We start from the raw sequence: 24,494 nt of genomic DNA, 5'->3' as shown, positions 1-24,494 counted from the left end.
TCAATCCTCCTCCCTGACGCGAAACAGTGCCCCAAGAGTCGACCGAACCTCGATCCGGTCGACGGGCAAGGTCCGATCTTCCGCGATCAGGGCCCGACGACGCTGGTCGTAACGAACGGAGGACAGCGGGAACATGAGCAGGATGTAATCGCCGGCACGAACCTGGGACGGGTCGGGCAGGGACCTCAGACCCGAGTAGAGGTCGTATGGCGCCAGATGATAACGCGTACGCATGGCGGCATAACCGAAGGGGTCGGATGCCAGCACGATGACCCTCGACGGATCCTCCGACAACCGCTGCCTCAACTCCATGAGGAAGGGATAGAAGTTGCGGTCGGGCCCAGCCAATTGCTTACCAGTCTCGTCCAGCCCCGCGTAGGTTTGCTCGGTCACATCCAGACGCCTGACCAGATCCCATTGCCAGCGTAGATCCAATACCGCCCAGCCGATCAAGAAGAAGGCGACGTAGGGCAGCGGCCTGCTGACGAAACGCCAGGGGGGGATGATCGAGGCGTACAGCAAAGAGGCCAGACCGACCCAGAGGGCGACCAGGACGACCGGTTGGAAGGGCGCGCCGATCGGGGCGCCGCGATTGAAATGCGGAGATCGGCCCGTCCAACCCTCGAAGAACGCCCAGTCGCCGATGAAGGCATCGCGCAATTCTGCAATGGTCGATGCACGCGGATGCAGCTCGATGCGCCGCACCAGAATGGGGTCGCGCAGTTCGCCGAGTACCACCAATCCAAGCGCGACGATCCGCCCTTGCCAGCCGGGATCGGACTCGAGCAGGATCCGACCAAGGCCGGCCTCGTCGGTCGACACCGGGCGGGCCTGGATCGCCCTGGGATTCCGTTCTTCGGCCCAAATCAGACGCAATTCAGTCCCTTCCGAGAGTCCCTCCACCCGCCAGGCGAGATCCCGATAGGCCGCCGCCTCGAATGGTGCGATCACTCCTTGGACCATAGCATTTCCATTGGAACCGAGCGCCTCGACACGCACACCATCCGCGATCGAACGACCCGAGCCATTCGTCAGCTGCAGACTCTCGCCAGACAGGATCAGGGTCGGTGCGACGAGCGGATCCCCGGAACGGTAATACCCCCAGGCAGCCAGCGAGAGCAGCAAGGCGGCACCGACGAAGGACAGCAACCATCCGCCAGCCTGACGCAGGGGTGTCGGTCGAATCAGCCTAGTCATGGCAGTGAAATCAGGGCTTGTACCCTTTCCGGATCTGTCAGCCAGTCAGGTTCTCCGAGGACATGAGTCCATCGAAGACAGCGCCGTAACGCTCAGCCATGCGGGCTGTCGAGAGTTGCTCGGCACGCGCCATCCCCTGCTCGCTCAGCCGCGCGAGCCGTTCCGGATCGCGGAGCAGTGAAAGGATTCCCGATGCCAGTGCCCCTGGATCCTCGGGAGGAACCAGCACCCCGTAGCGATCGTCGCCGATCACTTCCCGCGGTCCGTAGGGACAGTCGGTCGCCACGACAGGGGTCCCACAGCACATGGCCTCCAGCATGGTGTAGCCGAAACCCTCGAACTTGCAGGTATGCACATAGAGATCGGCACGACGGAGATATGGATAGACGTTATCCCGGTGGCCGAGAAAAACCACGCGATCGTTCAGCCCCCAATCCGCGACCCGGCCTTCCAGTTCGGCACGTTGCGGGCCATCCCCGACCACGGCAAGCGCCGCTGGACAACTGCCTTGGATCTGCCTGAATGCCTCGAGCAGCAGACCGACATCCTTTTCCGGAGACAAGCGAGCCGCGACGCAGAGCAAAGGAAGGCCCGGATCCAATGTCTCCAGTCCGACCACCGGCTCGGCAGCCAGCGATGCGGCCTCGGCACGATCGATCCCGTTCGGGATCACGACCGTTCTCTTGGCCGGCCCCAGAAAATGTCGATGCAGCTCGTCGGCGGTCCCCTGGGAGGGCACGATCATGCGATCCGCAAGACGCGCCGTCGACCCGACGGCGAAACGCAAGAATGCACGCCGACGCAGCCCCCGCTCATAGTGACGCATGTGTTCGAATACAGGCCCGCGAAAGCTGCCGACCGTCCGGGCTGGAAGACGCGCCAGTCGCGCGCCGAATACGGCGAGCGCAGCCGAATAGTGCATCATGCCAAGTACCACATCGGGCGCCGCTTCGCGCATCAGGCTCCCGGCAACCCGGCTATCAGCCATGAGATCGCTGGTATTGGTGAACCAGCCTCGGGGGAGATGGGGTCCGGTATCGATGAAGGTGTCGTATCGATCCGGTAAAAATGGACGCAGGGCAGCCGTAGAGGCGAGAGTAATATGCCCCACCAGCCCACGATCGAGATGCGTCAGCAAATTGCTCGTCGTGCGCTCGGCTCCGCCGAACACGGACGCAAGATGCAGAATCAGGAGGCGCACTTTTCCTCACCGCTCCCCCCTAGTTAGGGGAGGAGCTAAAAAACCAGCGGTCAACTAGATGCGTGGCCAGATATCGATCAATAGCGAGAGAAGACGATATCGCGCGATTCGACGAAAAATTCACGGAACCAATTCCCGTCCAACCACAGCCAATAATTCTTGACGGCGGCCTCCCGTTGAGGCTGGCTCAGAACCTCACCGGTATTGGGGGCCTTGAACTCGGGAATCGATGCCTTGATATCGGTGACCACCAAGGCACGCGGCCCATCGATAGTTACCGACTCAACCTCTGCCGACTCGTATTTGATCTTGCCCATCAAAGAGACATAGGTCTCGTAAGGTACTCGGGCCTTGAAGAAGGGATCCAGATATGAGTATGTCTTCTCATAATCCTTGTCGATCATAGCCTTCCAGAAATCAGCCTCGCGCTCGCGCAACCTTTTTCGATTTTCCTCGTTATCGAGCGCCGGCTGTGACTTGGCAGTCTCGGCAAACCGCTCGAGATCTTCTTTCGTAAAACTCAATTCGATCAGTTCCTTCTGCAAGAAGGTGTCGTCGAGGAAACGCTCGGCAATGAGGTTGAATTTACCATCCGAATAAAACAAAGAGTTCGGCTCATATCGCAAGGCAACACTCTTTCCTGGATCGGTGGGTAAAAGAACATTGCTCAACGACCAGGTTTTACCGTAATCGTTCGACAGACTGGCGTATAGATTACCGCGAATATCCCGCCAATCCTCCCATACAATCAACAGCTCACCTGGTTTGGAACCAAAGGAGATGACGGGGTTGCGCGCCTGGAATTGGCTCAAATCTGTCTTGGCCTCCGCTGGCTGCCCCAATGCGGTTCCACCACGAATATCTGAAACAGCTTCCCAGGTATCTCCACGGTCGGACGAGTTCACCAAATACACATTTTGCTTCGTTTTGACGCCTGGAATTCGCTTGCGTCCGGTTGCGGCCATCGAGATATGGCCGTCATCGTCCGATACGATCTGCAGGCTGGCAATGTCTAGGCCACGTAGAGCTTGAATCTCGAAGCGATCCCATGTTTTTCCATTGTCGTCCGACCAAGCTCCCTCGAGCCGGAAGTCTCGTTTATCGCTTCCATACAAACCAAGCCAAACCGTAAACCAGCGCGATCCACTTCTAAAGGCTTCGAAGACGGGCGAAATCTCAGATACGACAGCGACTGGAACGGCATCGGCGAATGCCTCGTCCAACGGCCGAAAACGCGAGACGATCTGATTTCCGAGTTCAGTCTCCATCCATGTATACACCATGACCCCAGAGTCACCAACCGACATCAGAGGATAGATGCCGGGACTGACCCATTCGATCGGAGACAGATTCTGGGTTTCAGGATTCAATTGGCGGTAGAAGAGGTTGTGCTTCTCGCTGGTCTCTTCCAGCGTCTTCTCGCCATACCAGAGCAAATGCAGCAATCCGTCGCGCTCGGTGGCGACGAAGCGGGCCAATGGCTCCGTATCACCAGCCACCTCCAATGGCTTCATATCCTCTCGAGCCGAGTCGAGAAGATACAAGCCCTTCGAAGGAAATTTATCGCGCCAAAGCAGCTCGGCCCCTTGCGATGCAGGTGCCATCGCCAATCCGGAAGGAGCCTGACCGCGCCCTTCGGGCACCAGGAGTCGCTCCTTGCCAGTGGGCTCGATCAAACGTAACAGCCGCTCCTGATCGTAATAGGCCACCCAGCGCTGACCAGATCGATCCACGGCATAGCTCCAAGCACCATTGACATCCATGGGATGCGAGCTGAGCAGGACGGAAGAGGTGGAAAGACCCGGAGCCGCATCGGCAGCGATCGCTCCCCCTGAACCAAGGGCCGCAATGAAGACAGAAATGACGCCCGCGAGCCGAACCGAACGCAACGAGTCAAGCCAAGAGTAATTCACGAATATCTCCCGTCATTCGACAAGGATCCAATTTTGGACCGAGTGCAAACATGGAACAGAAATGTCGAACCGAATAAAAAAGGCCGCCCGAAGGCGGCCTTTCTTTGATAGCTTGCTCATATCATCTCTGATTAGAGCCAGCTACCACCTAGAGCAAATCAAGGCAGCTCGAAATTATTCCGGATGGTACATGATCGCGTTGTTGTAGACACCACCGACGCTCTCGCCGTTGAAGGTGTTGCCCAGATTGTACTCGAGCTTGATGACCACGTTACCCGCAGTTGCAGCAGTGTTAGCGATATCAGTGCGTTTCACCAAACTCTCGTCGTCTGTTGTCGCAGTCGTGACGAGCTGAGTCGGACGCCACTTCTCAGCGGCAGCATCGTACCACAGGCGATAGTTGTACAGAGCACCCCAGCCACCATCAATGATGCGAGCCAAGGTACCATCGCTCACCAGATCCCCTGCGTCGATGCGGGCGACACAAACCACATCCATGGGGACAGTACCGGAGATACGGTTTTCGTCACGATCGTAGACGTCTCCGCGCGCTCCCGACGTAAAGAACTCGATTCGCCCGCGATAATCATTACTGATATCAGGCGCTTGATCGACGGACACCGGAGTCACGAAAAAGGCCGTGGTGATCTCGTCGAAAGGCATCAAAGCAACATGAGAGGGTGTTTCGCTAGCCGCATAGGTATAGTTGGAGGTAATGAGGTTACCGGTTGCGTCGAAATAGCTGCCTTGCTCGTAGGCTTGGTATCCCCAAGCCGCACCACTGCCGAACTCGAAGACGAAGGCTTCACCGTAAAGGGTATCAGCGTCGTCCCCCGGGTTCTGGTAGAGGCCCGGATTATCATTGTTGTCGACGTAGAGATAACCACGAGCGGGGACCAGATAACGACCAAAAGCGTAGTCGCGGTTGCTCTGCGCCCACTTATTGTTGACGCTGGGATCGTTGAAGAGGACGCCAGCGGTATCGGCGCCGAAATGACCGCTCAGATCGATGGTCTGGATATCACCGATGCTGGTCGGCAGATACTCGTCGTACTCTTCGCAGGGCGCGATCGGGTTGGAGACATCCTCACCCGCCTTGTAATAGAAGCGATAGTGCAGATGCGTCTTAGCCGGTTGACCAGCCTGATCCCAGTTGTTATCGGTCGTATTGATGACGCTGGCGATCGTGGTGACGGTGTCGCTCAGCACGACCTGGGGGAAGAAGACGCTGTCCGCCTGGGCGATACCGACCGCAGAAACGCCGATGGCTGCCGCGACCGCGGATGCGAGTGTGGATTTTGCAAACATCGCTGGAGTTCTCCTGTGATTCACACGTGATAAACTAACAGATTACTGAGTATTCCGGACTTCGTGGACTACCCGGGATGGTTCGTTAGCTGGGTGCTGACCCATCCGAAACGCATGCCACGCTGGCTCGCGGCTCGATCAGGAGTCTACACCACAAATTGTTGTTGTCAACCCACATCTATCGAAAGAAAGCCGTTCTCAGACACCTTGCGAACCTCGGCAAGGGATTAGAAAACCTCGTAAAAGTCCTGAACTGAGCGGCTTAGGGAGGTTGCCCGGCAAAGACTGTTGCAACTTAACAACATTTGGCGGAAAAGCCTCTCGAACCACAATCGACCGGCAAGACAGTCGGCATGCATCCATGAAACCGCTGACATCTTCTCCGCGTCTCCGAAAATCTTAGGGAGGGCGAAACAGGCATCAAAAAATATCCACATCACCCATAGTGTAATAGAGCATCCGCTTCGCCTCGGCGGTCCCGATGGGACTCTTCCGGCTCATGAGCGCCGTGACGACCGGTGTCTCACGCCCGGACAGGCGCAGTTTAGCGCGCCAGGACTCTGGCAACCAAAGGGTTGCGGCCCTGGAACCGGCACTCGCGATCTCCGCCGCAACCGCCGTAAGAGCCTGACCGGCACCATGAGCCGGCAGCAAAAGGTCGACCAGCAAATCGCGATCCCCGTCCGGCCGGGACACAACCCAGCCGACCAATCTCCCCAGCAGACCGATGCCGGTCAGATGATACACGTGAGAGGGGTTGCGGGCATACCTCCAGTCCAGATAGGCTCGATCGCGCACGACGCCCAGATCGAACCGACCGCGCCGCCGGGCCCACAGCCGGTCCAGACGCGGATCCTGCCAGTCCAGCGGCGAGGCGCGCCAGATGGACCGTCCGCCCGCCTCTGGAGAGAGATCGATCGCCTCAGCGATCTCCATGCGCTCGTAGACCTTCGCCCTCTCGCCAAGCAGATAAGGACGCTGCCCCGGAAATCCATAGCGAAAGGATGAGGGCATGCGTTCAGAAATCCGATCGAGCAGGGCCCGCAGCAGAAGGGTGAAGAGGTTGCCCTCTCCCAAGCCGCCACGATGCTCGGGATGCACCATGACGTCGCAGACCTGGACCATGGGAATCGGCCGGCCCCGGAACCAACCGGGCAGAACGACCGCGCCGGCATGACCGACGATCTCGCCCGCTGCACTCGATGCCAGCAGGGAATGCGGCTCCGAGGAGGCCCCCAGGTCACGGCTGCGCTCGAATTTCCAGCGCCATGCCTCCAAGGAGCGCGGCTGACCGAAAACGCGCTCGAAGAGCGCACAGAGTGCAGCCTCGTCATCCGACTCGCAAACTCGGATTCTATAATCGGACATGGTCAGGGATATCCAATGCCGCCAATGACCGCCATTATGACAATGGAGGAGCAATGGTCAATGAGTCCAGCGGACACCAATACCGCTGCCTCATGAGCGCCCTTTCTTCGATCTAGCCGCATCGGATTTGTCAATCTCGAGACGGGCCGGAGCCTGTCCGCCCCTATACCGCGCCCACATGCTCAGATAGAGCGACTCCAAATCGGCGGCGAATCGCCGGCTATCGAAGAAGATCGCCTCTTGGCGCGACTCGGTCAGACGGCTTTTCATGGCCGCAAGGGCATCCGGATCCTTACCCAGGGCAACGGCCCTTGCCTCGTATGCGGCCAGATCGGTGGTGATCAGATCGGACAGACCGGCCGCTCGCAACAGGCTCGCCGCCACGCGGGAGGGAAAGGTCTCGCCCGCGCAGGTCAGGACGGGCACCCCCATCCAGAGGGCGTCCGATGCCGTCGTATGGGCGTTGTAGGGCAAGGTATCCAACACCAGATCGGCGAGGGCCAAGCGCGCCAGATGCTCCGGCTGAGAGACCTTGGGCGCGAAGCGCAGACGCCCTGGATCCAGCCCGCGCTGCCCAGCCTCGCGCCTTAGATTCTCGGCCACCTCGGGGGTCTTGGAATAGAGCCAGAGAATGGCATCGGGCACGGCCTTCAGGATCGCGCACCAGCGATCGAAGACCTCCGGCGTGATCTTGTAGGGGTCGTTGAAGCAGCAGAGCACCAGCCCCCGCTCCGGAAGACCGGCCTCCGCGCGGGTCGGCACGGGCGCCACCGTCCGTCTGTCGTCGACCGGCGCATAGGCGCCCGGCATGTAGGCCAATGCCTCGTCGTAGAAACGGGCATCCCCGGGCGGCACCACCACCGAATCGACGACCATGTAATCGATAAAGGAGGTTCCCAGGGTGCCGGGAAATCCGAGCCAGGTGACCTGGACCGGACTCGGCCGCAGCGCCAGGATCTCGATCCGGGCATTGTTGGTATAGCCCTTCAGATCGACGAGGATGTCGATGCCGTCGTCCCGGATCCGCTGGGCCGCCTCCTGGTGTCCGAGCGGGCGGATATCGACGAAATGCTCGAAGGCGTCGCGCAGACGCCGACGCAATGGCCCGCCGTCGTCCGCCCCGGTCGAATAGGCGAAGCACTCGAAGCGCGAGCGGTCGTGGTGCTCGAAGACCGAGGCCGTCAGATAGGCGGTGGCATGCTCCTGGAGATCGTCCGACAGATAGCCGATACGCAGCCGGCCGCCCGCGGCCTTCGCCGGAGACGGCCCCAGGCTGGAGGCCCTGTCAGCCCAGTCCTGGAAGCGGCATGCATGTGCATGCGCGGTCTTGCGCAGATCCTCCGGATCCAGCCCAGGAAGGCTCAAGGCCGCGAACGGCGTCACCACGGGACGATCCGATTCCCGGATCAGCTCGACGAGACGCGCCTGGCGCTCGGCCAAGGCTCGCCAGTCGCAGACGCGGCGCTGATTCTGGACCAGCTTGCCGAGCAGGACCGGCTGGCGGTCCTCGAAACGCTCGAGACCCGACTCCAGCACCTCGCAGGCATCGGGATAGCGACCGATCTGGGCCAGGAGCGTCGCGACGTCGAGCGCCTGGTCCGCGCTGCCGACACCGCGCTTGACCGCATCGGCGGCCCGCGCGAGCATGCCGAGATTCGGCACGACCGAGTCGGCGGCGTCCACCCGAATCTCGGTCTCGATCTTATAGGCCGCCTGCAGCAGACAGAAGGCCGACTGGACCAGATCCGGCTTCAGCCTCAGGGCCATGAAGGCATACTGATAGGCCGCCCCGAGCCAGCCCTGGCGCATGGCCGTATCCGCGGCGTTGTTCCAGGTCTCGGCACGCAGCGGATTCAGCGTCAGCGCCTGCTCGAAGGCATGGCGAACCGATTCCCGCTCGCCAAGGCGCACGCTGACCACGCCCAGATGATCCCAGATCTCGGCACGACCGGGCAGCAGCTCGCTCGCCCGCCGCAGCGCGACGGCCGCCTCATCGATACGATCGAGCGCCAGCAGGGCCAGACCACGCAGATGGTGTCCCTCGCCCCAGGATGGGCTCTCCTCGACCAGCCGTCCGAGATCCCCGATCATCTGTTCCATCCGTCCGGCCTGATAATCCTGCACGGCCTTGGCGAAGGGCTCCTGAAGCCGCGCATGGACCAGGGTGGAGGTGGCCAGTTCGAGCGGCCGCACGGACAGACCCGGCGCCGATTGGGCCGGAAGCGGCGGTGACAGACGCAGCTCGGCGGGATCGCGACCCTGCTGGCAATCCCCCAGCCATGAGCGCCAGAGTGAGATGGCGCTGGACGTCGCGAGACCTGCGTGCTCGGCCTCCGCGACCGTCCGCTCGGCCTCATCCAGCCGTCCCGACTGGATCAGGGCGAACACGAGAGCGTAGCGCAGGGTCTCGGAACTCGGCAAAAGCCCGGAGGCACGCCGCAGGAAGGGCATGGAGACCAGCCCGAAACCGGCGTCCATGAGCGCGACGCCCAGATCGTAGCAGGCGAGGGCCTGGTCGGGATTTGCGCCCAAGACCTGCAGATAGCGGTCGATGGCCGCCTCGAAACGGCCATGTCTGTGGGCCTCCAGCCCCTCGGCGAAGGGGTCGGACTGGGCGGCGGCCGGCGAAGCCCCCTCGGACGACCAGGAAATCGAATAATTGATCACAGCGACTGACCTGACATCGATGAAAACCTCTGAACACCCCTTCTCGGAAAGCAGATTCGTCCCCTATCGGGCGGTGCGCACGGTCGGCCGCGGACCCGTTCTGGTCTTGGCACCGCATCCGGACGACGAGGTGTTCGGCTGTGGAGGCGCCATTATGCGTCATCTGGAGGCGGGAGACCCAGTGCGGGTCGTCATCGCCACGGATGGGGCACTGGGCGTGGGACCGGACCAGCCCGATCCGATCCGCACGCGCCAGAACGAGACGCGCCGCGCCGCGGACCTGCTGGGCCACCAGGATCCGCAGTTCTGGAGCTGGCCGGATCGCGGCCTGGAGTACGGAGAGACCCTGATCGACCAGATCCTGGAGGCGATCGCCGACTGGGCGGCCGAGCTGGTCTATGCCCCATCCTGGTGGGAGATCCACCCGGATCACCTCACCCTGGCGCTCGCGAGCGCCGAGGCGGTCCGGCGCTGCTCGCGGCCGCTCCAGCTCGCCTTCTACGAGGTCGGCTCGCCACTCTGGCCCAACCGGCTGCTCGACATCACCGACCTGGCCGAGCGCAAGCGCGCCGCCATGGCCTGCTTCGCGAGCCAGATGGCCCAACAGGACTACGACCGCCACGTCGCCGCACTCAACAGTTTCCGAACCTATACCCTTTCGTCCGAGGTGCGTGCGGTCGAGGCGTTTCGGCTGCTGAACGGCGAGGAACTCCGCACCCCGCCCTGGGATGCCATGCGGCCTTCGCCCGAAACCACGCTGGCCGCACTCGCCGAGTCCCTGCGCCTGCCGCGTCCGAGCGAGCGGTCCGCCGAGGACGAAGAGACGGCGGCCAGGATTCGGGCGCTGACCGAGGAGATCGAGGCGCTCGAGCGCTCGACCTCCTGGCGCCTGACGGCCCCGCTCCGCTGGCTGGTCACCCGCCTCAGAGGCATTGGCCGGAGATCGTGACGCCCCGGGATCCGGAGCCCATGCCGAGCACCGGCCGGGGCCTGGATTCCAGACAGCCGCCTCAGCGGTAGAAGATGTCCCGATAGGAGAAATAGACCGCGATCGTCAGGATCGGCATCGCCACGAGGAGGCCGAGCATGAAGGGCAGCATGGCCAGGAACAGCATCAGCATGGCGATCAGACCGAACACCAGAAACGGCAGGATGTTCCTGAGACAGCCGAGGAAGCTCAGTTTGAAGGCGCGCATGACCGGCACGTCGTTCAGGGCGACCAGGGCGGGCGCGAAGAAGATCGCCATGACCAGGGGCACGCCCAGCAGTAGCGCGATCAGCGTCGGCAGCGCGACGGCCGAGACATCGAGCGCACCCAGCCCGGCATTTCCACCCGATGCGCCCATGAAGGCGCCGGACGCCCCAAGCATGACCGCGATCAGACCGCCGACCACCAGACCGATCCCCAAGGCGAACAGCAGATAGAAGACCCCCACCAGAGCCAGGGGGCCGGGCTTGCGCGAGATCCCGGCAAACAGATGATTGACGGAGAACCCCTCTCCCTTGAATTGGGCATGCGCCCCCATCATGAATCCGGCGGTGAACATGGGCCCCAGAATGGTCGTGGCCAGTCCGCCGAGCACGGGCACCAGACTGAGCGCGATGATGATGAGGTAGAAGAGCAGGACGGCCCCGATCCAGGCCCCCGGACGATCCTTGAACAGCTCCCAGCCCGATAGGATCCAGCCCCAGCCGCGGCCGGCCGCGACCGAGCGCGCGGGCTGCAGCGCATCCTCCGAGTCGTCGATCGGAGGCGGAGTCAGATCGGCCCGAGGCGGCGCATAGGGATTCTCGACCGTCTTTTCGGTTTCCTCGGCCATGCCGCGATTGGCCAGATAGCGCTCGACCACCACGCCGCAGGCCTGGCAGACGCCCGTGAGATCGGACACCTCGGGCTCGCCGCACTTGGGGCAGCGCGACCAGCCGTCCCCCGGCTCCTTGGACGTCCTGGACTCCTTGCGTCGCGCCGGAGGACGCGACTTCTCGAGACTCGGCGACGGCGCCGTACTGACGTTCGAGATCATCGAAGGGGTCATCGAATAGGGGCGCAGCAGGGACTCGACGTCGGAACTCGAATCCGTCTCCTGCGGCTCGATCGTGATCACCAGACCAGCCGCCGTCAGCGCGGCACGATAGCGCTCGGCGGCCGAGGCGTTCAGATTCTGCTTGAGCACGCGCCCGCCACCCTTGAGGATGAGCTCGCGCGCCGTATTCTCCTGCATGCGGAATTTCTTGGCCAGGCGGGCCGCGACGTGGCTGAGCTCCTGGCCTGGCATCAGCTTGCCGGAGAACAGGATTCGGTACTGTGCTTCCATCGAGTGAACTCCTGTGGCAGCCGGGATGGTTAGGCGGAAAATCGTTTGAGCCAGGCCAGGATCCCGGGTTCGGCCTCCCAGACATCGCGCATGGCCTCGCGATACAGCCACGCCTGGTCTTCTCCTCCCGGCGTGATGCCGAGCGGATTCAGCCGCGGCTGCTTGATGCGCTTGCGGGTCAGATAATACGGGATTCTCGGCAAACGCCGCACCGCCGTGCTCAGTACCAGCCGTGCCCGCTCCTCGCGCCCGAGACGATAGAGCGCCAGCACCTCGCCGTAGGCGAGATCGGCGAGCAGATCGTCGGGGAAGCGCCGCGCCAGGGCCAAGGCGCGCTCGTCGTCGCCGTCGCGCAGGTAGTGGTTCATGAGCTCGGCGCGCACGCCGTGATTGTCCTGTGGATTGAGCCGCAGCAGCATCTCAAGGGTCAGCACGGCCGCCTTCGATTCGCCCTCCTGGACCTGGGACAGATAGCGCCGGAACAGGAGCCTCAGGGCCGGACGGTTGGCGGGGGCGAACCAGGGCAGAATGCGCGGATCCTCTGGGGACAGCAGCCGTTCCAGGATCGCCCAGGCGCGATCCAGAAGCGGGCGCATCAGTGCGTGAGCGACCCAGGGGAGCGCGCTCTCCGGATGCTCGTAGAGCGCGGTGGCCAGATCGTCGAGGATATCCAGACTGTCCGCCACCTCGGGATGGGCCAGGACATGATCGAGCCATTCGGACGCGTTCCAGACATCCGCCCCCTCAAGCAGCGAGAGATGGGTCGAAGGCGGCTTGGAGCCCGGATAGAGCGCCCGCCACAGGGTCTCCAGACGTCTCACCGCGGATGGCGGCCGCAGCTCGACCGCGATGCCCGGCACCAGCGAGGCCCGCGTCGGCGAGGCGGCGACCGACTCGCCCTCTCCCGCGAGACGCCCGCCCTCGGATCCGGCGAACAGCTCCAGCTGAGTGGAATCCCGGCGGGACCGCTCCAGGCGCAGAGTCACCAGATCATAGCCCGGCAGTGGGCGAGCGGAGGCGACGCCGACCCAATCGTGCCAATCGACCAGCTGTGGATCCAGGGCGTCGGCATGACTGTTGACCATGGCCTCCTGGGGATCGGAGACCGCGCGCTCGAGGAAATCCATGAAGCCCTCGTCCCGGTAGCCGATCTTGCGGAAGCGGTGCAGCCAGAACCGGGCGCGCTCGCGCGCCAGCCGATCCTTGTGCTGGGCCGCGAGCAGGGTGATCTCGAGCAGCGCGGTGCTGGGGTTGTCCGGGTCGCAGCGCAAGGCCGAGGTAAAGGCCAGCTGGGCCAGCGCGAAATCGCCCTCGTCGATATGGATGGTGCTGCGGCGCTGCCAGGCGGCGGCCTGCAGCGTCCGGCCGCCCTCGGCGCAGACACGGTCGAGGAAGGCCAGCTTCTTGCGCCAGTGGTCGAGACGATCGTAGGCATCGCAGAGGATATCGAGCGCCGGCTCGTAATGATCCCCCAAGTCGGCGAGAGGGCCCGAGAAGAGCGGTTCGAGCAGCGCGACGGCGCGTCCCGGACGGTCCTCCTCCAGCCAGCGGTCCGCGATCTTCGCCAGGAGCGGCCCGGGGATGACGTCCAGCGCCAGCGCGTCCTTCAGCTCACGCTCCGAGATCTGGTCGAGCAGGATCTCCCAGATGAGCTCGGTGGAGAGGACCGGCATGTCGCCGAGGTTGCCGCAGCAATCCCGATAGCGCAGGCCGGACCCGCAGCTGCAGGACGCCTCGCCATCCGGCGGATCGATCGGAAGAGGACGAAAGCCGTTCCCCGGCAGCGGGGTGGCGTTCCAGATGACCGTTCCGAGCAGATTGGCCAGCCGCAGGGATTCGACGTCGCTCAGATCATCGTCCGACAGGCCGAGTATGGTGGGAATATGGGTGCGTGCCCATCGCAGGAAATACTCAGGGTTCGGCCGGTCCAGGATCTGACGGACCGATTCCACGATGACCTGCTCGAATTGTTCGGCGTCGGCGGTCTCATGGTGGAACATGGCGAGTTCCTCCGCTCATAATGAGGTTGCCGCGACATCCGGCCACCTCGGCAAATCTTGGTCGACGCATGACCCGGGCCGCGCGGATCGAAACGAAGGTGGCAGTGAGAATCCGCTCGACTGGATCCGATTCGGCGTTCATGCGGCGCGGGCACCATCGCGCGCGGGTGGGGTCATTGTACAGCGAGCCCCGCGCTTTGTGTCGACCGCCGGTGCGACCTGGATCGCAACCGGGACTTGCGATTCGGCCTCGTCCCGCTCAACCTAGCCCGAATCCGTCCGCGTCTCCCAACCGCATCCGCCGCCGATCCGAGAGTTCGCCATGCCCGAGCCCCAGGTTCGCATCTTCGTCTCCTCGCCCTCCGACCTCGAGCACGAACGCGCGCTGGTCAAGGACATCATCGAACAGCTGGCCCAGGAATACCTGCCCTACTTCAAGCTCCAGGCCGTCCTCTGGGAGGAGGAGGCACTGACCGCAGCCCAGAGCTTCCAGGCCGGACTCCTGAGACCCTCCGAATGCGAGATCGTGCTGGTGATGCTCTGGACCCGCCTGGGGACGCCGCTCGCCGAGGATCCCTACGGCGGGATGACCGGAACCGAATGGGAGTTCGTCGACGCGGTCGAGGCGTCGGCCAGCCAGGGCACGCCCGAGGTCCTGGTCTACCAGAAGAACGCCCCGCGCCTGGTCGACATCAACGATGCCGAGGCCATCCGCACCGCCACCGCGGACCGAGAACGGCTCGAGACCTTCTTCAAGCGCCATTTCTTCAATCCGGACGGCAGCTTCCGCCGGGCATTCCGTCAGTTCGACAAGGATTCCAGCTTCCGCGATCTGGTCGAGAACCAGCTGCGCAAGCTGCTCAACCGACGCATCAGCACCGAGCGCCGCTTCGCCGCCGGAACCGAGGACTGGCTGGGCAGCCCCTTCCGCGCCTTGGCGCCCTACGACATCGGCGACGACCGCATCTTCACCGGACGCGAGACCGAGACCCGCGAACTGGTCTCGCGGCTCGACCGCCTGGTCGAGAGCCCGACTGGCCTGCTGCTGCTGACCGGCCCCAGCGGCGTCGGCAAGAGCTCGCTGATCCGTTCCGGACTGCTTCCGCATCTGCTGCGCCCCTTCCTCTTCTCCAACGTCAGCGGCTGCCGCTGGTGTCTCGTCGAGCCGGCACCCAAGGACCCGGTCCTCGACCTGGCTCGGAAACTGACCGCGCCCGGCGTATTGGGCGCCGCACTGGAGGACCTGGGCCTCGACGCCGAGCGCCTGGCGCGCACGCTCGCCACGGCGCCTTCGGTCGGAATCGACCAGATCGGCGCGGCGCTGGAGCGCGGCGCGCGACTGGATCGGCACACCGAGGAGCGGCCGGGGCGCACCCAGCTTGCCATCCTGCTCGACCCGCTGGATGCCTGTCTGCGCCCGGAGGACATGGACTCGGCCGAGCGCCGATGCTTCATCGCCATCGTCGCCGCGCTCGCCCGCCAGGAGGGCGTCTGGGTGATCGCCGCGCTGAGCAGCCATATGCTCCCCGCGCTGGCGGAGGTACCCGAGTTGAACGCCCTGGTAACGGAGGAATCCTGGCTGAGGATCGAACCGCCTGCCCATGCCCGCATCCGCCAGGTGATGGAGATCCCGGCGCGGGTCGCCGGACTCCAGTACGAGGAGGCGGGCCGGGGTCCGAAGGGCAGCCTGATCGAGACACTGGAATCCGAGGCCGGCCAATTGCGCGACTGGCCGATGCTGCTCGAACCGGCCCTGGAGGACCTCTACCGCCGGGCGACCGCCCGCGATGAGCCGGGAACCCGCCACGGCCGGCTGCTGAGATTCGACGACTATCGCGAGACGGGTGGCATCGCCGGGGCCATGGTCCGCCGCGCCGATGCCCTCTGGGATGAACTGGACGCGGATACCCGCGCCGCGCTGCCCAGGCTATGCCGAGCCCTGCTCGCACTCGAAGGCGGTCCCCGCTCGCGGCCGACGGCCAGGACGGGGGATCTCGCGACCCTGGAGCGCGATCCGGACTGCCGCGCATTGATCCGGACGCTCGCCGAGCGGCGTCTGCTGGTGCTCGAATCCATCCCGGACCCGGCATCCCAGACCTCGCCGCCGGCGTCCGAGCACGGATTCATCGCCTATCTCGGGCACGCATTGAGACAGACCACCGACGAGTGGATGGCCAAGCGCCGGCTGAGAACATCAGGAGAGGGACTGGATCGCCTGATCCGGGAGGAGGCCGCCACAGACGCCATCGAAGGAAGCGACCCGGGGCGCGTCTGGGAGGATTACCGCCCGGTGGCCAGGATCGCCCATCCCGCACTCATCGAGCGTTGGCGCCCCATCCGGGACTGGGCGGCGCAGGAGGACAACCGCCGCGATCTGAACCTGCGCTATCAGATCGGACGTCAGGCCGCACTCTGGAAACGCACCGACTTCAACCAGGAATATCTGCTGGGAGAGCTGGGGCATGCCGCCGCCCGGCTGTTCGTCGAGAACCACGCCGCCGAGCTCGATCCGCTGGAACGGGACTATCTCGACCATTCCTGGGCCCACCTGCGACTCCAGCGCCGCCGCAACCGCTGGACGATCGGGTCCGCCGTGGCCGCACTGGCGCTGTTCGCGGGCATCGCGCTCTACGCACTCTGGGACGCCTCGCTGCAATCCAAGCTCAATTTGCACCGCGGACATCTCCAGGAGGCCGAGCTCGCGATCGAGCGAGGCGACACGCCCACGGCGGTCCGCCTCGCGCTGGCCGCGGGACCCTATCTGCCGCGCGAGGCCACGGATGCGCTGGGGCACGCGCTCTCGGCCAATCGTCTGGTCGCCATGCGGACACCGGCCGCGCCCGCTCCGGACGGATGGATCGCTCCGGTCTTCGCCCCCGACGGCGAGCGCCTGGTCACCGGGTCGAAGGACACCGGAATCCAGCTCTGGGTGCGCGAGGACCAGCGTTTCGAGCGCCAGGCCGATCTGGCCGGCCCGGGTCACGGGATCGAACGGATTCTGTTCGGCGCACCCGAAGGCGCCCAGCCGACCATCCTCGGCGTCGGCCCCGAGGGCATCTGGCGCCTCCCGCTCGAGCCGAACCAACCGCCGGACTGGAGCTGTGGAACCGGTCCGGACGCACCATTGGCCATGGATCGAAACGGGCGCTATCTGGCACTGGTCGCCAAGGCCCGCAGCCGCGACGCCCGTCTCTGTCTCGTCGATCTCCAGCGCCCGGGCGAACCGCTCTGGCAGAGTGGCGAAGACGCCTCCTCGATCCTCAGCCTCGACTTCGCGCCCGACGGCCGACGGCTGGTCACGGCCGAGTGGACCGGGGTCGCCCGGATCATGGACACGACCAGCGGCACGGAACGGCTCAGACTGCCGCGCCAGGGCGACATCGGCCGCGCCTCCATCCGCGCGGTCTTCGACACCGAGGGCAGCCGCGTCGCCGTGGCCTACTACGACGAGCGCGTCCGCATCTATGACGCCCAGGGGCAAGAGATCCATGAGCTGGGCACGGTCAGGCGCGGCAAGCGTCTCGTGCGGATCCATCAGTCGGCGGTCCGCGATCTGGCCTTCACGCCGGACGGCTTCAGGCTCATGGCCGGCGACTCGTCCGGCCAATTGGTTCGCTGGGATCTGCGCAGCGGCACGGCGGAGGTGATGGGACAACAGGACCTGGGGATCGAGCAGATCGCGGTCACGCCCGAGGTGGACCCGGTCGTCGGAGAAAATCTGGTGCTGAGCCGGTCCCAGGACGGCATCGCACGGCTCTGGTCGCTCGAAACCAGCCGCCAGATCGCGACCTTCAGCCACGCCGAGGCCATCTCCGAGGCCCGCTTCAGCCGCGACGGCCGACGCATCATGACGAGTTCGGCCAAGGGCGGCTCCGCCCGGCTCTGGACCGTCGCCCCCAACAACCGGCTCGCCTTCCATCTCGACCAGGAGGATCACGTCCGCTATCTGACCATGTCCGAGTCCGGACCCGATCGCGACCAGTTGCTCCTCGCGACCGCCGACTACGATGGCCGTGTCGAGCTGTGGCGCTACGACCGCAGCGACGAGATCAAACCACCGGTGCGCCAGCTGTCTCGGATCGCCCATCAAGGCCGGGTGCGGCATGTGGCCATCTCGCCGTCGAACCATTACCTCGCCAGCGCTGGCGCGGACGGCTATGCACGGGTCTGGGATCTCGCGAACGGAAAAGATTGCGCGCTGAATGCCGCCTCGCGCCCGGGCGACTGCCCGAAGGCGGGCGCCCCCGAGTGCCCGGACGTCTATCGCGTCCTCTTCGCACCCGACGAGCGCTGGGTCATGACCGCATCCAGCGATCCGAGCCAGCCCCTGCGACTCTGGAATCCCGGCAGCTGCGCCCCTCTTCCTCTGCCTCGGGCGCTGACGCAATTCGAAGGCGGCATCCGCGCACTGGATCTGCACAGCGACAGCGACGGACGCGGCACAAGGCTGGCGACCGGCAGCCGGGAAGGCGTTCTCCAGGTCATGGCGCAAGACGCCGAGGGCGAATGGTCGCGGCTCTGCCGACTGGCCCCCCATACAGCCGGCGTCAACGAGGTGCGCCTCTCGCCGGACGGCGCCTGGCTGGCGGCCTCGAGCTGGGATGACCGTGCCACCCTGGTCGAGATCACCGAGAGCGGCTGCGGCGAGCCCATCGCGCTCGAGCCCGGGGCGGGAACGCTCTACGACGTGCAGTTCTCGCCCGACGGCCAGCGCCTGGTGACGGCATCCTTCGAGGGCAAGGCCCATCTATGGTCGCTCGACGGCACCCTGATCGCCGAGCTGAGCGGACACGGAAATCGACTCTCCACGGCCCGGTTCAGCCCGGATGGACGCTGGATCCTGACCGCCTCGCGCGACGGAACCCTGCGCATCTGGAAGACGCCGACAGGCGTCGAGAGAGCCACCTACCAGCCGTTCCTCACCCTGGAAGCGGACCTGGGCGCCATCCGGCACGCCGCATTCAGCCCGAGCGGAAACGAGATCGCGGCGGGCTATTGGGACAACACCGCACTGCTGTGGCGGCTATGGAGCCATGACGCAGCGCCCGACGCCCGTCTGAAACGCATATGGGGACCGGATCGCGCCCGCCTGGCCCTGATCCAGGAGGCGATGCGCTTCGCGGCGGAGCATGCGCCCTCAACCGCTCGAGGAAACTGAATCGAAAATCATCGGGCCTTCAAGGCAGGCTGGACCCGTTCGAGATCGCGCACCACCTCGCCGGCCAGGCGCGCGGCGAGTCGGTTGAAGGCGGCCGCCATGGCATCCGGCGTGCTGGCGTCCACCGGCTCCTCCCCCTGATACTGGCGCGCCCAAAGCGAGCGGCGGTCGCTCTCGGCCACCAGCGAGAGGTTCAGGGTCGCGGCGACCCGGGGCGGGGTATCGGTCGGCCAGTGCTCGAAACGCTCCACCTCGCCATTGAGCAGATAGTCGGCGCGGACGCGATCGGCGGGGATGGCGACATAGCGGAAGAGCCCCGCCTGGCGAATGGCCCCGACCAGAACGTGGACCATGGCTCCGGACACCGGCTCGGCCCACAGCTCGGTCCGGTAGCGCTCCACCATCAGCGGACGCCCGCGGGTACGGTAGACGATCTCGCGACCACCCAGGAAACCGCGCGCGGCCAGATCGTTGACCAGCAGGATCGCCGGGACCTGCCTGGGTGCCGGCCAGATGCTCAACGCCGGATCCAGGACGAAATAATGATCCGGCTCGATCGGCGGGGCCGAGCCGCATCCGCCCGCAAGCAGCGCGAAGACGGCGGCGAATACCAGTGCAAGGGCGAATCGGATCCGAGCCCGTGACCTGGCGAATGTCGGATGTGTCACTCGAACCAAGGTGTCCGGTCCTCCCGCTCGCGGCTCTTGAGTAGGGTCTTGGGATCCTGGCGCAACTCGCGCGAGAGCGCGGACAGATTGCGCGTCGCCTCCTCGATATTGGAGAGAATGGGCGTCAGCGCCGCGGAAATCTCCTGCAGCAGATATTGGGTGTCGTCGAGCGACTCCTGGAGCGCCGGGCGGTTCTCGCGCACCAGACCGCGGATCTCGGTCGCCAGCTCGCCATAGTTGGTCACGGCGCCCTGGATCTCGTCCGTGCTGGAGCTCAGCTCGCTCGTCATCCCGGCGAGATTGTCCGACATCACCCGAACCGACTGCAGGATGGCCGCAATCGCCTCGGGATCCACCGACTGCTTGAGCCGTTCGGAAAGCAGCTGCAGATTGGTGAAGGCCCCAGCCAGACGTTCCTGGTTCCCGGACTGGTCCTCGCCCGTCCCGATCAGGGTCTCGATGGTCTTGATCTGATCGCGCACGCTGGCCAGGGTCGGCGCGATGGTCTCCTCGACCAGGATCTCGATGGTCTGGGTGAGGTCGCCGAGCCTTCCGGCCAGATCCACCTCCCGGCCCGCGGCGGCGATGATGGCGCCGTCCTCGAACAGATCCGACTCCTCGCCCGGCGTGATCTTGATGACGTCGCCCTGCAGCATGCCGGCCGCCCCCAATTGGACCTGACTGTCGCGCGGCACGGGCCAGTCGTCGCGGATTCGCAGCCTGGCCCGAAAGCAGGGCAGGCTCGGGTGCCGGCGCGGAGATCCCTCCGCCGGTTGCGGACAATGGACGGCCTCCGCGTCGCGGTTCGGAAAGAGGGGCCTCACCCGTTCGACCATGCCGATGACATAGCCCTCCTGAACCACCTGAATGCCCGCGTCCAGGCCGGCCGCATCCAGGAAATAGGCATCGAGATGATAGGCGCGGCCGAACAGCGTCGGCAGCAGCAGATAGAAGGCGCCGACCGCGAACGCGGCCATCGCCAGCACGAAGCCGCCTGCCAGCAGCAGATCGCGCCGCTGGGCGCGGGCGCGGCGTTTCCCGGGCCCGCCGATCTCGGGTGGCGAATAGAGCCGATCGAGCCGACCGCGCGGCACCGAGCCCTCGGCGCTCATGCCCGCCCCCAGAGCGCCGCCCGCAGATCGAAACGGTCCTCGCTGGCCGAGAAGACCGCGTCCGGCGAGCCGTCGAACAGCAGACGGCCACGATCCAGAACGGCCACGCGGTACTCGGAGCCGCTCAGGATATCGGGTCGATTGTCGGTGGCGATCAGGGTCAGTTTGGCGCTCTCCCTCAGATTGGCCAGCACCGCCAGCGTGTCCTGGATGGCCGCCGGATCCAGGCCGTCGGAGAATCCGTCCCAGATCAGCAGACTCGGCCGATGGATGAGCGCCCGCGCCAGTTCCACGCGACGCTGCAGTCCGAGCGAGAGCGCGCGCGGGAGATGGTTCTCGAGCCCGTCGAGCTGGAGCAATGTCATCACCAGACGCGCGGCGCGCGCCATCTCCTCGCGGCTCATGGGCGCATCGCGCAGCGGCAGGAGCAGATTCTCCAGCACGCTGTATTCCGCGAGCAGCGCACCGCCCTGCAGGACCGCGCCGACTCGGCGGCGCAGCCGGCGCATCGACCGCCCGCTGCAGGCGGCCACGTCCTCGCCCAGTACCCGGATTGTACCCGCGGACGGCGGATCCAGTCCCAGGATCAGACGCATCAGCAGCGATTTGCCGGCCCCGTTCGGCCCCACCACCAGCAGCCACTCGCCCTGCGGCAGGCTCAGATGGATGTCCATCAGGGCCGCACGTCCCTTGACGTGCTGAAAGATACCGGACAGCCGAATCGCCTCGGTCATGGAATCACACCTTGACCAGCAGCACGAAGGCCAGATCGGCGACCAGGATGGCGGTGACCGCGCCGATCATGGTACGGGTCGCGGCTCGGGCGATCCCCTCCGGATCGCGACCGGCCGCGGTCCCCTGGACGGTCGCAATCAAGGCGATCAGCACCGCGAACAGGAGCGGCTTGATCAGCGCCTCGATCAGTTCGCCCGGGCTCAGCGAGCGCTCCAGCGCATTGAGGAAGACGACCGGAGGCAGATCGGCCATCCACCACAGCCAGAGCCCGGCAGACAGCATGGTGACCAGGCCGCCCCAGACGGTGAAGGCGAAGCTCATGACCAGCATGGCGAGCAGCACCGGCCCCAAGGTGAAGCGAACCGGATCGACGCCGCTCACCAGCAGACCGTCCATCTCGCCGCTCGCCGCCAGGGTCGCCTGACGCACCGCCAGCGCGACCCCGGCGCGCCCGGCGACCAGGATGCCGACCAGAATGGGGACCACCTCGATCAGGATGCCGTAGCTGACCGACAGCAGAATCAGGCCCGGCAGATCGAATTGGTCCAGGATGCCCTGAGCCTGACGCCCGAGGATGAGCCCCATGACCGCCGCCACAAGGGTCATCGCGGGCAGGATCGAGAGACCGGCCTGACGCACCGCCGAGGCGAAGGCCGGTAGGTCCAGCCGCGCCCTTCCCAGCAGGATGGCGGCATAGAGCGCGAGACAGGAGCCGAGCGCGATCGCCGCCAGCCCCAGCCGGGCGACCCATCCCAGTGCGCCGCCCCAAGGCGATTCCGTCTCGGGACGGCGCCGGATCCGATTCGAATGCCGCTGCAGGCGCATCGGAGATCAGTACTCGAAGTTCCAGACCGGCCCGCCGGCGACCAGCCCGACCCGCTTCGCGAGAAATCCCCCGGACTCGGCGAAGGGATCCGGCTCGGTAAGATGGTCCCAGGTCACCAGGATCTCGGCGCGCTCGCGGTACCAGCGCCGGAGCTCCGGCGGTCCGGCCAGGGCGATACGCCGCTCGGCCCGCGCGGCCAGATCCAGCAGATCGGACCGCGCCTCGGCATCCGGCTGGGCTTCGAGCAACGCGGGGATCGGCCGATGCAGAAGCCAGAAGAGACCGGAACCGGCATGCTCCATGGCCGTGCGGACCAGCTGTCTCGCCCGAGGCGTGGCGAGCGTGGAGGCGCAGACGAGCGCGCGATCCGGATAACGATTCACCAGCCGCTCCAGCAGCGGAACCAGCCGTCTGCGCACCCCGGACCGGCCGAGCTCGGGCCCGGGATCGTCCCGGACGGCGAGGATCAGCGTGCGCACCACGCCCAGCCCGGTCCGGGCCAGCAGGCTGGGCACGCCGCGCACCGCGAAGCGGTCGAGGTCCTTCATCGCCTCGGACAGCTCGGCGTAGGGGACCAACTGGGGATGATGCTTGAGCGCGTTGTCGCGTTGGGGGGCATAGGACCAGCCGTCCAGATAGCGGTCCGCCGCCCAGCGGCGATGCTCAATGACCGCGAGCCGCTCCACCTCCAGCGGGGTGAAGGCGAATGAGTCGACCATCTCCTCGGCGACCGCCTTGCAATCGGTGACGGCCAGCTTGGCCCAGAGATGGTCGGCCTGGTGACGGTTGGCCTGACGGTAGGAGACCGGGAGCGACTCCCAGGGCCGGCCGGCGGGTTCGCGGTCCGGGTCGCGCCCCTGGGCGGCGATGCTGTCGCGATAATGGTCGTGGATGGATCTGGCCATTTCGTCGCCAATCCCGTCGAGCAGAACGCCGGGGCGGCAGGCCTCCCGAACGCAGGAGACCGGAACCGTCTGGCCGTCCCAGTCCGAGACCTCGCCCTGCGTCACCCGGCCGCCGGTCTCGATCAGGATCGCTGGCGAGACACCCTGCTCTTCGACGATGGTCCGCGCCAGTTCTCGGGCCCGATCCAGCCCCAGATCCATCGCGTCGGGCAGGCAGACCAAGACCAGGGTGACGGGCGGCATCCCCGCCAGCGGGGGCCGATCGAGCCGACCGAATCCGAGGTCGGCGATCTGGCCGGCCTGGGGATAGGCGCTCAGCAGACCCTCGGCCGCGGCCTCGGGATCCGAATCCAGGATGGTCAGCCGCGGTCTGAGCGCGCCGTAGTGGATGAGCCGCGATGCCTGGAGCAGAAAGGCCGGCACCGGATGATCGAGCCCCGCCACAAGCAGATGCGGAGCCTGACCGAACAGCGGATCCATTCCACGATGCAGGGGCCAGGCGGTCAGCAAGGCGCGGACACCGCGACTCTCGATCGAGAAGGTCTCCAGACGCAGCGGGAATCGCGGATCCGGGGTAGGCAGCTCCGGAGGCGGGTCGCGCCGATGCATGAGGATGACGCGCAGGCTCGGACCCCGTCCCCAGCGCCGCCCCCGGCCCAATGCCTGGACGGATCGCTCGAGGACCGAGACGGGATCTGGGGGATCGGCCAGAATCAGGGTTCGCAGGCGCCTCGGCCGCCGAGACTCGAGCCGCTCCAGCGTCGCGGCGACCGCGGCCCTGCCGGACTGGATCAAACCATCCACGACCTGCTCGACCAGCGGCTCCGACCCCAGGACATGGATGGGTGAGTCGAACAGCGACATGACGACGCCCCTTCAGCCGCCCAAGGTGCGCCGAACGATGTCGGACAGCTGCGAACGGGCGTCGGCCAGCTCGACCACATGCACCAGGGCGCGTTCGCCCGGGCCGAACGCCAGATCCGGAATGGCGCGGTCCTCGCGCCAGGCATCGGCCAGGAGATCGGCGGTCCCGCCGGTTCCGGCCAGCACCAGCAGCGAGCGCCCGGCCCGCAAGGCGACGGCCACGTCCAGGGCCGTGATCCGGCCGCCCGCCGCGACCA

At 65.5% G+C, this 24,494-nt stretch carries 15 protein-coding genes and 1 pseudogene; 2 read left to right on the top strand and 14 right to left on the bottom strand.

Annotation, left to right across the window (positions count from 1 at the left end; all coding sequences use genetic code 11):
* The 6 genes from D779_RS00080 to D779_RS00055 all read right to left on the bottom strand — a co-directional run bounded on the left by D779_RS00080 (position 1) and on the right by D779_RS00055 (position 9,654).
* On the bottom strand, positions 1-1,197 hold the full coding sequence (locus D779_RS00080; protein ID WP_157726283.1) for a hypothetical protein: 1,197 nt from the start codon (positions 1,195-1,197) through the stop codon (positions 1-3).
* A 37-nt stretch (positions 1,198-1,234) separates the two neighbouring features.
* Positions 1,235-2,308: a glycosyltransferase gene (locus tag D779_RS22725; RefSeq protein WP_408605982.1), complete on the bottom strand. Its 1,074-nt coding sequence runs from the start codon at positions 2,306-2,308 to the stop codon at positions 1,235-1,237.
* A 167-nt stretch (positions 2,309-2,475) separates the two neighbouring features.
* On the bottom strand, positions 2,476-4,311 hold the full coding sequence (locus D779_RS00070; RefSeq protein ID WP_157726282.1) for a sialidase family protein: 1,836 nt from the start codon (positions 4,309-4,311) through the stop codon (positions 2,476-2,478).
* A 174-nt stretch (positions 4,312-4,485) separates the two neighbouring features.
* The gene (locus tag D779_RS00065) at positions 4,486-5,619 is read right to left on the bottom strand and encodes a hypothetical protein (protein ID WP_043747643.1); all 1,134 of its coding nucleotides are present in this window, start codon (positions 5,617-5,619) and stop codon (positions 4,486-4,488) included.
* Positions 5,620-6,039: 420 nt separating this feature from the next.
* A complete protein-coding gene (locus D779_RS00060; RefSeq protein ID WP_043747641.1) occupies positions 6,040-6,987 on the bottom strand; it encodes a GNAT family N-acetyltransferase in 948 nt (315 codons plus the stop codon).
* 90 nt (positions 6,988-7,077) lie between these two features.
* Positions 7,078-9,654 carry an O-linked N-acetylglucosamine transferase, SPINDLY family protein gene (locus D779_RS00055; protein WP_052347596.1) on the bottom strand — a complete coding sequence of 859 codons (2,577 nt, stop codon included), beginning with the start codon at positions 9,652-9,654 and terminating at the stop codon, positions 7,078-7,080.
* A 19-nt stretch (positions 9,655-9,673) separates the two neighbouring features.
* Here D779_RS00055 and D779_RS20825 point away from each other — a divergent pair, with 19 nt between their 5' ends.
* Complete coding sequence (locus D779_RS20825) at positions 9,674-10,603, top strand: PIG-L deacetylase family protein (RefSeq protein ID WP_052347593.1); 930 nt, start codon at positions 9,674-9,676, stop codon at positions 10,601-10,603.
* 61 nt (positions 10,604-10,664) lie between these two features.
* On the opposite strand, the gene D779_RS00045 is transcribed toward D779_RS20825, so the two are convergent.
* A complete protein-coding gene (locus D779_RS00045) occupies positions 10,665-11,969 on the bottom strand; it encodes a BPSS1780 family membrane protein (protein ID WP_043747639.1) in 1,305 nt (434 codons plus the stop codon).
* A gap of 29 nt (positions 11,970-11,998) precedes the next feature.
* On the bottom strand, positions 11,999-13,969 hold the full coding sequence (locus D779_RS00040; protein ID WP_043747636.1) for an SEC-C domain-containing protein: 1,971 nt from the start codon (positions 13,967-13,969) through the stop codon (positions 11,999-12,001).
* Between the two features lie 322 nt (positions 13,970-14,291).
* Between D779_RS00040 and D779_RS00035 the strand changes: the two genes are divergently transcribed.
* Positions 14,292-19,127 carry an nSTAND1 domain-containing NTPase gene (locus D779_RS00035; RefSeq protein ID WP_043747634.1) on the top strand — a complete coding sequence of 1,612 codons (4,836 nt, stop codon included), beginning with the start codon at positions 14,292-14,294 and terminating at the stop codon, positions 19,125-19,127.
* Between the two features lie 8 nt (positions 19,128-19,135).
* Here D779_RS00035 and D779_RS00030 read toward each other — a convergent pair whose 3' ends face one another.
* The 6 genes and pseudogenes from D779_RS00030 to D779_RS00005 form a co-directional block, all read right to left on the bottom strand.
* The gene (locus tag D779_RS00030; protein WP_081763236.1) at positions 19,136-19,795 is read right to left on the bottom strand and encodes an ABC-type transport auxiliary lipoprotein family protein; all 660 of its coding nucleotides are present in this window, start codon (positions 19,793-19,795) and stop codon (positions 19,136-19,138) included.
* On the bottom strand, positions 19,792-20,907 hold the full coding sequence (locus D779_RS00025; protein ID WP_043747632.1) for an MlaD family protein: 1,116 nt from the start codon (positions 20,905-20,907) through the stop codon (positions 19,792-19,794). The genes D779_RS00030 and D779_RS00025 overlap by 4 nt, the downstream gene beginning before the upstream one ends.
* Complete coding sequence (locus tag D779_RS00020) at positions 20,904-21,641, bottom strand: ATP-binding cassette domain-containing protein (RefSeq protein WP_043747631.1); 738 nt, start codon at positions 21,639-21,641, stop codon at positions 20,904-20,906. Before D779_RS00020 ends, D779_RS00025 begins: the two co-directional genes overlap by 4 nt.
* 4 nt (positions 21,642-21,645) lie before the next feature.
* The gene (locus tag D779_RS00015; RefSeq protein WP_043747629.1) at positions 21,646-22,467 is read right to left on the bottom strand and encodes an MlaE family ABC transporter permease; all 822 of its coding nucleotides are present in this window, start codon (positions 22,465-22,467) and stop codon (positions 21,646-21,648) included.
* Positions 22,468-22,473: 6 nt separating this feature from the next.
* Entirely contained in the window at positions 22,474-24,237 is a 1,764-nt protein-coding gene (locus D779_RS00010; RefSeq protein ID WP_043747625.1) for a RyR domain-containing protein, read from the bottom strand.
* 12 nt (positions 24,238-24,249) lie between these two features.
* Positions 24,250-24,494, bottom strand: a pseudogene (locus D779_RS00005) (hypothetical protein); the annotation flags it as partial.

It is taken from the genome of Imhoffiella purpurea, from assembly GCF_000585215.1.
In the GTDB taxonomy this organism is placed as follows: Bacteria; Pseudomonadota; Gammaproteobacteria; order Chromatiales; family Chromatiaceae; genus Imhoffiella; species Imhoffiella purpurea.
Note: the sequence above shows the minus strand (reverse complement) of the source record. Positions and strands in the feature narration are given on the sequence as shown.

What these genes read in the sequence shown, in the direction of transcription:
- D779_RS00080 (WP_157726283.1), bottom strand. Translation starts at nt 1,197, where the DNA reads ATGACTAGGCTGATTCGACCGACACCCCTGCGTCAGGCTGGCGGATGG.
- D779_RS00065 (WP_043747643.1), bottom strand. Translation starts at nt 5,619, where the DNA reads ATGTTTGCAAAATCCACACTCGCATCCGCGGTCGCGGCAGCCATCGGC.
- D779_RS00060 (WP_043747641.1), bottom strand. Translation starts at nt 6,987, where the DNA reads ATGTCCGATTATAGAATCCGAGTTTGCGAGTCGGATGACGAGGCTGCA.
- D779_RS20825 (WP_052347593.1), top strand. Translation starts at nt 9,674, where the DNA reads ATGAAAACCTCTGAACACCCCTTCTCGGAAAGCAGATTCGTCCCCTAT.
- D779_RS00045 (WP_043747639.1), bottom strand. Translation starts at nt 11,969, where the DNA reads ATGGAAGCACAGTACCGAATCCTGTTCTCCGGCAAGCTGATGCCAGGC.
- D779_RS00040 (WP_043747636.1), bottom strand. Translation starts at nt 13,969, where the DNA reads ATGTTCCACCATGAGACCGCCGACGCCGAACAATTCGAGCAGGTCATC.
- D779_RS00035 (WP_043747634.1), top strand. Translation starts at nt 14,292, where the DNA reads ATGCCCGAGCCCCAGGTTCGCATCTTCGTCTCCTCGCCCTCCGACCTC.
- D779_RS00025 (WP_043747632.1), bottom strand. Translation starts at nt 20,907, where the DNA reads ATGAGCGCCGAGGGCTCGGTGCCGCGCGGTCGGCTCGATCGGCTCTAT.
- D779_RS00020 (WP_043747631.1), bottom strand. Translation starts at nt 21,641, where the DNA reads ATGACCGAGGCGATTCGGCTGTCCGGTATCTTTCAGCACGTCAAGGGA.
- D779_RS00015 (WP_043747629.1), bottom strand. Translation starts at nt 22,467, where the DNA reads ATGCGCCTGCAGCGGCATTCGAATCGGATCCGGCGCCGTCCCGAGACG.
- D779_RS00010 (WP_043747625.1), bottom strand. Translation starts at nt 24,237, where the DNA reads ATGTCGCTGTTCGACTCACCCATCCATGTCCTGGGGTCGGAGCCGCTG.